Source organism: Raineyella sp. (assembly GCF_034933565.1).
Classification (GTDB): Bacteria; Actinomycetota; Actinomycetes; order Propionibacteriales; family Propionibacteriaceae; genus Raineyella.
In genome coordinates, this window is the sequence record NZ_JAYFNG010000055.1 from 19,635 (window position 1) to 28,077 (window position 8,443).

An 8,443-nucleotide genomic window follows, 5' to 3' on the forward strand; every position below is an offset into this window, starting at 1 on the left:
CGAGGAGACCCGAGGAGAGATCATGCCCGCCGTGACCGCTGACACCCTGACGCTGCCGCGCATCACCCCCGCCCGGCCCGACGAGACCGAGCGCACCGCCCTGGCCGTGACGACCGCGCCCGGCTCGTTCGAGGGCGAGGGCTTCCCGGTCCGCCGCGCCTTCGCCGGGGTGCCGCACGAACTGCTCGACCCGTTCGTCCACATGGACCAGATGGGCGAGGTCGAGTACGCCCCGGGTGAGGCCCGGGGCACCGACTGGCACCCGCACCGCGGCTTCGAGACGGTCACCTACATCATCGACGGCCGGTTCCGGCACCAGGACTCCCACGGCGGTGGCGGGATGATCACCGACGGCGCCACCCAGTGGATGACCGCCGGCCGGGGCGTGCTGCACATCGAGACCCCGCCGGCCGACCTGGTGGACTCCGGCGGCCTGTTCCACGGCATCCAGCTGTGGGTCAACCTGCCCGCCCGGGACAAGATGATCGCCCCTCGCTACCAGAACCTCGAGGGCGGCCAGGTCGGCCTGCTCGCCTCGTCCGACGCGGGCGCGCTGGTCCGGCTGATCGCCGGCGAGCTCGACGGCCACGCCGGCCCCGGGTCGACGCACACCCCGATCACCATGGCGCACGCCACGATCAACCCGGGTGAGCGGCTGTCCGTGCCGTGGCGCAAGGACTTCAACAGCCTGGTCTACGTGCTCGCCGGCCGCGGCACGGTCGGTGGTGACGCCCGGCCGATCCACGTCGGCCAGCTCGCCGTGATGGGAGCCGGGGACCGGCTGACGATCGCGGCCGACGCCGTCCAGTCCGGCAAGGAGCCGACACTCGAGGTGCTGCTGCTCGGCGGGCAGCCGATCGGTGACCCGGTGGTGCAGTACGGCCCGTTCGTGATGAACACCCGGGCCGAGATCATCCAGGCCTTCGAGGACTTCCAGCACGGCCGGCTCGGCCAGGTGCCGGCCGACGGCCTGCGGCCCTACCACGGCAAGGGTCAGCACTGACCCTGCCCAGGACCCGCCGGGGACGTCTCCACTCTGTTCCCTCCCCGGCGACCGGCGACCCCCGGTGGCCCACACGGCCGCCGGGGGGCGCTGTCCGTCCGGGACTGTCCATCCGGGGTCACTGTCCGTCCGGGACGGATCAGCCGGGTTCTGTCAGGCCAGGTTCTTCTGCTTCAGCCAGTCCTTCGCCACTTGGGCCGGGGAGGCCTTCTCGCTGCCCTGGTTGCGGCTGTTCATCGCCAGCAGGTCATCGGTGGTCAGGGCGGCCGATACCTTGTCCAAGGTGTCCTTGACGGTCTGGGTGGCTGCCTTGGTGCTGATCAGCGGGACGACGTTCTGCGGCATGATCATGTTCTTCGGGTCGGTCAGCGTGACGAACCCGTTGTCCTTGATCGCCGGCGTGGTCGAGTAGATGTCGGCCAGGTCGACCTGGCCCTCCTTGAGCGCCTTGACGGTCAGCGGGCCGCCGCCGTCGGAGATCGCGACGAAGCTGAGCCGGTCCGCGGGCACCCCGTAGGCCGAGGTGAGCCCCTTCGGACCGTACGGGCGCTCGGCCAGCTCGGGGTTGCCGCCGATCCTGAGTGTGCCGGAGGTGGCCGCCAGGTCGGCCAGCGAGGTGACGTGGTTCTTCTCGGAGAACTCCTTGGTGACGTTGTAGGAGTCCTTGTCCTCGGCGGATGCCGGGGTGAGGACCGAGAAGCCGGACGGCGTCGCGGCAGTCAGCGCCTTGGTGACCTCGTCCGGCGTCGTCGCGGTGGTCTTCGCGTCGAAGTACTGCAGCAGGTTTCCGGTGTACTCGGGCACGAGGTCGATCGAGCCGTCCTTGAGGGCACCGACGTAGATGTCCCGGGCGCCGATCTGCATGTGGCGCTCGACCTTGATGCCCTTGGCCTCGAGGGCCTGGGCGTAGAGCTCGGCGATGATCTCGGACTCGGGGAAGTTGGCCGAGCCGATCCGGACGGTGCCGGAAGCGGCGGCCGAGGAGGAGGGGCTGCTGGACGTCGGGTTGGAGGTGGCGCAGCCGGCGAGGGCCAGCAGCAGCGCTGCGGCCAGGGCCAGGAGGCGTACGGGTCGGCGGTTCATGGGTTTCCTTCCGGTGGTCAGGTCAGTCCGTGCCGGTCGAGGCACGGACGCCGGCAGTGGTGAGGCGATGTTGGAGCAGGGAGAGCAGGCCGTCGACGAGCAGGGCCAGCAGGGTGACGAGCAGGGCGCCGGCGAGCATCCGTGGGTAGTCCCGGACCGGCAGCCCGTCGAGGATGAACCGGCCGAGCCCACCCAGCCCCAGGTAGGCGGCGATCGTCGCGGTGGCGATGACCTGCAGCATGGCGGAGCGGAACCCGCCGAGGATCATCGGCGCCGCCAGCGGCATCTCCACCCCGGTGACGATCTGGCGCTCGCTCATCCCGACGGCCCGGGCGCCGTCGACCACGTCGGGATCGATCGCCTCGACCCCCGCGTACGCCCCGGCGAGGATCGGCGGGATCGCCAGCACCGCCAGCACGATCGTCGACGGGAGCAGGGCCTGGTCGATGCCGACCCCCAGCGCGACCGCGAGGAAGGTCAGCAGACCCAGCGAGGGCAGCGCGCGCAGCGCGCCCGACAGCCCGATCGCCACCGCCCGGCCGCGGCCGGTGTGACCGATCCACAACCCCAGCGGCAGCGCGATGACCCCGGCGAGCAGCACGGCGAGCACCGAGTACCACAGGTGCTGGGTCAGCCGGTCGCCGATCCCACCGGGCCCGGGCCAGTGGGCCGGGTCGAGGACCCAGGCGAGGGCGGCGATGACGAAACTCATGCGGCCCCCCTCCGGGTGTCCGTGGCGCGCTGCCAGGGCAGCGCGATCCGGCCGCCGAGGACGAGCAGCCCGTCGAAGACCAGCGCCAGCACCACGGTGCCGATGATGCCCACGGCGATCTCGGTGACGAAGCTGCGGGAGTAGCCGTCGGTGAAGAAGTAGCCCAGTGACCGGACCCCGATCAGCGCCCCGACCGACACCAGGGACAGCGTCGAGGCACTGACCACCCGCAGGCCGGCCAGCAGCGGCGGTCCGGCCAGCGGCAGGTCGACGCGCCAGAACCGTTGCCTCGGGCTGTGTCCGATCGCGACGGCGCTGTCCCGGACGGTCCCGTCGACGGCGTCGAACGCTTCGGCGGCCGTCCGCACCATCAGCGCGATGCCGTACAGGGTCAGCGCCACCACGACGTTGATCGGGTCGAGGATCCGGGTGCCGAGCAGCACCGGCAGGATCACGAACAGCGGCAGCGAGGGCAGCGCGTACAGGAAGCCGCTGCCGGCCAACAGCAGCCGGCGCGCCGAGGGGTGCCGGTGTGCCCACCAGCCCAGCGGGACCGACGCCAGCAGCGACAGGATGATCGGCGGCACCGCGATGACGATGTGGTTGAGCGCCAGGTCCCCGATCTGGCCGGCGTTCGCGAGGGCCCAGCGCATCTCAGCCCGCCCACCGCTCGGCGAAACCGGTCAGCCGGCCGTCGGCGTCGATGACGGCCAGCACGCCGTCGCGGGGCTCGGTGTGCAGCCGCCGCCGGGCACCGCCGATGAACTCCGCGACGAAGTCGTCGGCGGGATGGGCCATGATCTGCTCCGCCGGGCCCGACTGGGCGATCCGGGCTCCGGTGCGCAGCACCAGCACCTCGTCGCCGAGCAGGAAGGCCTCGTCCACGTCGTGCGTCACGAAGACCACCGTCTTGCCCAGCTCGGCCTGGATCCGCAACATCTCCTGCTGCAGGTCGCGCCGGACGACCGGATCGACCGCGCCGAACGGCTCGTCCATCAACAGGATGTTGGGGTCGGAGGCCAGTGCCCGGGCCACCCCGACCCGCTGCCGCTGCCCACCGGACAGCTGCGAGGGGTAGCGACGCGCCAGGGCGCCGGGATCGAGACCGACCAGCTCGAGCAGCTCGTGGGCCCGGCGGTGCGCCGTACGCCGGTCGGCGCCCTCCAGCAGCGGGACGGTCGCGACATTGTCGGCGACGGTGCGGTGCGGCAACAGGCCGGCGCTCTGCATCACGTACCCGATCCGGCGCCGCAGGGCCACCGGGTCGAGGTCGGCGACGTTGTCGTCGTCGATCCACACGCTCCCGCCGGACGGGTCGACCATCCGGTTCACCATCCGCAGCAGGGTGGTCTTGCCGCAACCGGACGAGCCCAGCAGCACCGCGACGTGGTGCGAGGGCACCTCGAGGGAGAAGTCCTCGACCGCAACGGTGCCGTCGGGGAAGCGCTTGTGGACGTGGTCGAACCGGATCATGGCTCTCCTGTCGTCGAGTGCCGCCAGTCAAGCACACAGCACCGACATCAGGGCCTCACCGCTGCGGGAACAGGGGTCATGCGCGAGTGCCCGACGGGCGCGCGGCGATCCCGGGATCATGACGATCCCGAGATGTTGCGCAGGCTGGCACGATGGGGCCCATGACGATTCTTGCCTGGCACCGCCACGGCACCCTTCCGATGGAGGGGCCGCTCGAGGCTCTGCCGCTGGTGCTGCTGCATGCCTTCCCGTTCGACGCCACGATGTGGAACGACGTGGTGGGCGAGCTCGACGACCTCCCGGTGCTCACCGTCGACGCCCCCGGCTTCGGCGCCTCCCCACTGCTGCCGGGCGAACCGTCGCTGGACGCGTACGCGGAGGCCATCGTCGCCGACCTCGCCGAGCTCGGGGTCGGCCGGGCCGTCGTCGCCGGCCTGTCGATGGGTGGCTATGTGGCCCTGGCGATCGCCGCCCGGTGGCCCGCACTGCTCATCGGGCTGGGTCTGCTGGACACCAAGGCCGAGGCGGACAGCGAGTCGGCCCGGGCGAACCGGTCGGCGATGGCCGTCGAGGCGGAGGGCGCGGCCGGCAACACCGTGGTGCTCGGCCTGCTGGAGGCGGGTCTGAGCCCGATCACCCTGGCCGACCGGCCCGCGGTGGTGGCCACCGTCCGGGCGGCCCTCGAGCAGGCCCCGGTCGACGGGATCGCCTGGGCCCAGCGGGCGATGGCCGCCCGGCCCGACCGGCTCGCCACCCTCGAGATGATCAGTGCGCCGGCGCTGGTGCTCCGCGGCGCCCACGACGCGATGACCGGCGCCGAGGCGGCCCGGCACCTGGCCGGTCACCTCGCCCACGTCGACCTGGTGGAGATCCCCGAGGCCGGCCATCTCACCCACGCCGAGGCACCCGCCGCGGTGGCCGGGGCCCTGCACGCGCTGTACCTGCGGTCGGTCCGCGGACTCGAGGTCCCGGCCCCCTCAGCCGCTGGGGCCCGCTCCGGCCGCTGAGGCCCGACCCGACCGTGGGGCCCCGACCTGTCGGTCAGCCTCCGGAGACGCCCAGCAGGGTGCCGATGCCGTACGTGATGGCCATCCCGAGCCCGCCGCCGACGAGCAGCCGGACCACCGCCGGCCCCTTCCGGGCACCGCCGAGCCGGGCGCTCACCACGCCGGTGCGCGCCAGCGCCACCAGCACCACGCCGAAGGTGACCGGGATCCTGGCCATCGGCACCGGGGTCAGCAACATCGCCAGGATCGGCAGCACCGCCCCGACGGTGAAGGCGATCGCCGAGGCCATCGCCGCCTGCCAGGGGTTGGTCAGCTGATCCTCGTTGATGCCCAGCTCGATGTGCAGGTGGCTGCCCAGGGCGTCGTGCGCGGTCAGCTCGTGGGCGACCCGGGTCGCGGTCTCCTTCGACAGGCCCTGATGGCGGTAGAGCCCGACCAGCTCGGCGAACTCCTGGTCGGGGAAGGTCTCCAGCTCGTACGTCTCCTTGGCGATCAGCGCCTTCTCGGTGTCGCGCTGGGTCGACACCGACACGTACTCCCCCAGCGCCATCGACACCGCACCGGACACCAGTCCGGCGATGCCGGCGACCATGATCGCCGAGGTGGCCCCCGGGTTCACCGCGGCGACGCCGACCACCAGGCCGGCGGTGGAGACGATCCCGTCGTTGGCCCCCAGGACACCCGCCCGCAGCCAGTTGAGCTTGCCGGCCACGTCGCCGGTGTGTGGCTCCGGGGCGCCGGCCGGGTGCGCGGCGACGGGCGACTGGGCGACGAGATCTGACTCCTCAGCGGCCTCGGCCTCCTCCTGCGGCCCGATCCGGGCCACCTCGTCGGCCCGCTCGGCCTCGGGGTCGGGGTGGGGGTCGTGACTGTTGTCCGCCATGGTGTCGCCCTCTCGCTCAGGATGCCTCCACCCGATCATTCCACCGCCGGGGCCGGTCGCCCGGTTAGAGTGGCGCCATGAACAGAGTGATGCGATGAACTTCGAGAAGATCGTCTTCGGGTTCTTCATCACCCTCGCGGCGACGCTCAATTTCGGCTTCACCCTCGGCAACATCGCCGACCCACAGCTGCACAACGTCTGGGAGCTGGCGGCCGCGATCGCGGTGAGCCTGATCGCGACGGTGCTCAAATTCGGTGACCGCACCCAGCTCGGCGCCGTCCACCTGGCGACCAGTCTGGTCGCCGACCTGCAGCTGATCGCCTCCGCGGTGGTCTGGACGGTGTACGCGCAGGTGCTGCAGGCCGACCCGCTCGGTGCCCATCAGATGTCCACCGTGGTGTCGCTGTCCGCGGGCGCGCTGCTCGCCAACGTCATCTCGGTGGTGCTGATGATCAGCGAATCGGTCATGCTGCGCCGCTGAGCGCGCCGCGTACGACACCCGAGCCCCGTGAGCACTCTGCGATGAGCACCGTCTTCTTCCTCGTCCTGCGGCGGATGCGCGCGCCGCTGATCCTGGTCATCTCGACGTTCTCGCTGTGCGTGCTCGGCCTGGCGATGGTCCCCGGGGTCGACGCGAACGGCGATCCGGGGCCGCCGCTGTCGCTGTTCCACTCCTTCTACGTGATGACCTACACGGTCGCGACGGTCGGCTTCGGCGAGTTCCCGCCGGCCTTCTCCGACGCCCAGCGGCTGTGGATCACGGTGTCGATCATCGTCGCGGTGACGAGCTGGTCGTACGCCCTGGTCACTGTGGTGGCACTGCTCCAGGACCCCGCCTTTCGCGACGCGGTGACATCGGGCCGGCTGGCCCGCCGGGTCCAGCACCTGCACGAGCCGTTCTTCATCGTCTGCGGCTGCGGCGAGACCGGCACGCTGGTGGCGCACGGCCTCGACGAGCTGGACTTCCGGGTGGTGATCGTCGACGCGGACGGCAGCCGGCTGCAGGAGCAACTGCTGCACGACTACCACACCGATCCGGTGCTCTGCGAGGCCGACGCCAGTGCCCCCGCCGTGCTGGAGCGGGCCGGGATGCGCTCGCCGTGGTGCCGCGGCGTGATCGCGCTCACCGCCGAGGACGACACGAACATCGCCATCACCGTCACGGTGCGGATGCTGCGACCCCGGCTCCCGGTGCTCGCCCGGGTCCGCAGCGTCCGCACCGGCGAGATCAACCTGGCGGCCTTCGGCGCGGACCTGGTGATCAACCCGTTCGAGCGGTTCGCCGCCCACCTCGCCTCGGCGGTGGCGACCCCGGAGCGCTACCACCTGCGTGAGCTGCTCACCGGCCTGTCCGGAGCCCCGCGCCCGGAGCGGCATCGGCCGCCGCGCGGCCACTGGATCGTCTGCGGCTACGGCCGCTTCGGCCACGCGGTGACGAACCGGCTGCGCCGCAACGGGATGAGCGTGACGATCATCGACCGGATGCACTACGACGAGGGCATGGTGACCGTGGAGGGCACCGGCACCGAGCCCGACGAGCTGCGCGAGGCGGGCATCGAGCACTCGGTGGGCATCGTGGCCGGCAACGACCGGGACGTGAAGAACCTGGCCATCGCAGTGACCGCCCGGACGCTGAAGCCGGACATCTTCGTGGTGACCCGGCAGAACCGGGAGGACAACGCCCCGCTGTTCGACGCGTTCGCCGACGACTTCTGCATGGTGCCGAGCCGGATCGTGGCCGAGGAGTTCCTCTCGGTGATCACCACACCGCTGCTGTCGGCGTTCCTGCGCACGCTGCCCGACCAGGACGAGGAGTGGTGCGCCGGGGTGGCGGCCGCCCTGGAGGCGACCACCCCGGACCGTACGCCGCACACCTGGACCACCCGGGTGGACCGGCAGCGCGGCGAGGCGCTGCACCGCGAGATCGCCGACGGCAACACCGTCACCCTGCGCCACCTGGTGACCGACCCGTACGACCGGGAGCATCGGGTGCCGGCGGTGGCCCTGCTGCTGCGACGCGGCGGGCGGACCGTCACGATGCCCGCCCTGTCGACGCCGCTGCGGCACAGCGACGAGATCCTCTGGGCCGGCGCTCCGTCCGCCCGCCGGCGGATGGAGCTGACGGCGATGAACGACAACGTCCTCGACCACGTCCGCACCGGCCGCGAGGGCAACGGCGGCACCCTGTGGCGGCTGGCCCGCCAGCACCGGGCCCGGCGGATCCGCGAACGTGCGGCCCGCCGGCGCCCGGCCCGCTGACCGAGCCGGTCACCGGCCTGGGG

General features: G+C 72.0%; 9 protein-coding genes. 4 read left to right on the forward strand and 5 right to left on the reverse strand.

Going from position 1 to position 8,443, the window contains the following annotated elements:
- Window positions 1-22 precede the first annotated feature (22 nt).
- Complete coding sequence (locus VB059_RS13885) at window positions 23-1,003, forward strand: pirin family protein (RefSeq protein WP_323422568.1); 981 nt, start codon at window positions 23-25, stop codon at window positions 1,001-1,003.
- A gap of 153 nt (window positions 1,004-1,156) precedes the next feature.
- Here the strand turns inward: VB059_RS13885 and VB059_RS13890 are convergent, their stop codons facing one another.
- From VB059_RS13890 to VB059_RS13905, 4 genes are read right to left on the reverse strand one after another with little or no spacing between them, the layout of a single operon-like run.
- Window positions 1,157-2,086 carry an ABC transporter substrate-binding protein gene (locus VB059_RS13890; protein ID WP_323422569.1) on the reverse strand — a complete coding sequence of 310 codons (930 nt, stop codon included), beginning with the start codon at window positions 2,084-2,086 and terminating at the stop codon, window positions 1,157-1,159.
- Between the two features lie 22 nt (window positions 2,087-2,108).
- Window positions 2,109-2,798 carry an ABC transporter permease gene (locus tag VB059_RS13895; protein ID WP_323422570.1) on the reverse strand — a complete coding sequence of 230 codons (690 nt, stop codon included), beginning with the start codon at window positions 2,796-2,798 and terminating at the stop codon, window positions 2,109-2,111.
- Window positions 2,795-3,451, reverse strand: a complete 657-nt coding sequence (locus tag VB059_RS13900; protein WP_323422571.1) for an ABC transporter permease — start codon at window positions 3,449-3,451, stop codon at window positions 2,795-2,797. The genes VB059_RS13895 and VB059_RS13900 overlap by 4 nt, the downstream gene beginning before the upstream one ends.
- 1 nt (window position 3,452) lies before the next feature.
- Complete coding sequence (locus VB059_RS13905; protein ID WP_323422572.1) at window positions 3,453-4,271, reverse strand: ABC transporter ATP-binding protein; 819 nt, start codon at window positions 4,269-4,271, stop codon at window positions 3,453-3,455.
- Window positions 4,272-4,432: 161 nt separating this feature from the next.
- Here VB059_RS13905 and VB059_RS13910 point away from each other — a divergent pair, with 161 nt between their 5' ends.
- On the forward strand, window positions 4,433-5,278 hold the full coding sequence (locus VB059_RS13910; protein ID WP_323422573.1) for an alpha/beta hydrolase: 846 nt from the start codon (window positions 4,433-4,435) through the stop codon (window positions 5,276-5,278).
- 34 nt (window positions 5,279-5,312) lie between these two features.
- Here the strand turns inward: VB059_RS13910 and VB059_RS13915 are convergent, their stop codons facing one another.
- Window positions 5,313-6,161, reverse strand: coding sequence for a VIT family protein (locus VB059_RS13915; RefSeq protein WP_323422574.1), 849 nt, complete (start codon window positions 6,159-6,161; stop codon window positions 5,313-5,315).
- Between the two features lie 94 nt (window positions 6,162-6,255).
- Here VB059_RS13915 and VB059_RS13920 point away from each other — a divergent pair, with 94 nt between their 5' ends.
- Window positions 6,256-6,642 carry a DUF6394 family protein gene (locus VB059_RS13920; protein ID WP_323422575.1) on the forward strand — a complete coding sequence of 129 codons (387 nt, stop codon included), beginning with the start codon at window positions 6,256-6,258 and terminating at the stop codon, window positions 6,640-6,642.
- Window positions 6,643-6,683: 41 nt separating this feature from the next.
- Window positions 6,684-8,420, forward strand: coding sequence for an NAD(P)-binding protein (locus VB059_RS13925; RefSeq protein WP_323422576.1), 1,737 nt, complete (start codon window positions 6,684-6,686; stop codon window positions 8,418-8,420).
- Window positions 8,421-8,443 lie beyond the last annotated feature (23 nt).

Excerpts from the sequence above, each read along its gene's own strand:
- VB059_RS13920 (WP_323422575.1), top strand. The coding sequence starts at position 6,256 with ATGAACTTCGAGAAGATCGTCTTCGGGTTCTTCATCACCCTCGCGGCG.
- VB059_RS13925 (WP_323422576.1), top strand. The coding sequence starts at position 6,684 with ATGAGCACCGTCTTCTTCCTCGTCCTGCGGCGGATGCGCGCGCCGCTG.
- VB059_RS13890 (WP_323422569.1), bottom strand. The coding sequence starts at position 2,086 with ATGAACCGCCGACCCGTACGCCTCCTGGCCCTGGCCGCAGCGCTGCTG.
- VB059_RS13915 (WP_323422574.1), bottom strand. The coding sequence starts at position 6,161 with ATGGCGGACAACAGTCACGACCCCCACCCCGACCCCGAGGCCGAGCGG.
- VB059_RS13910 (WP_323422573.1), top strand. The coding sequence starts at position 4,433 with ATGACGATTCTTGCCTGGCACCGCCACGGCACCCTTCCGATGGAGGGG.
- VB059_RS13885 (WP_323422568.1), top strand. The coding sequence starts at position 23 with ATGCCCGCCGTGACCGCTGACACCCTGACGCTGCCGCGCATCACCCCC.
- VB059_RS13905 (WP_323422572.1), bottom strand. The coding sequence starts at position 4,271 with ATGATCCGGTTCGACCACGTCCACAAGCGCTTCCCCGACGGCACCGTT.
- VB059_RS13895 (WP_323422570.1), bottom strand. The coding sequence starts at position 2,798 with ATGAGTTTCGTCATCGCCGCCCTCGCCTGGGTCCTCGACCCGGCCCAC.
- VB059_RS13900 (WP_323422571.1), bottom strand. The coding sequence starts at position 3,451 with ATGCGCTGGGCCCTCGCGAACGCCGGCCAGATCGGGGACCTGGCGCTC.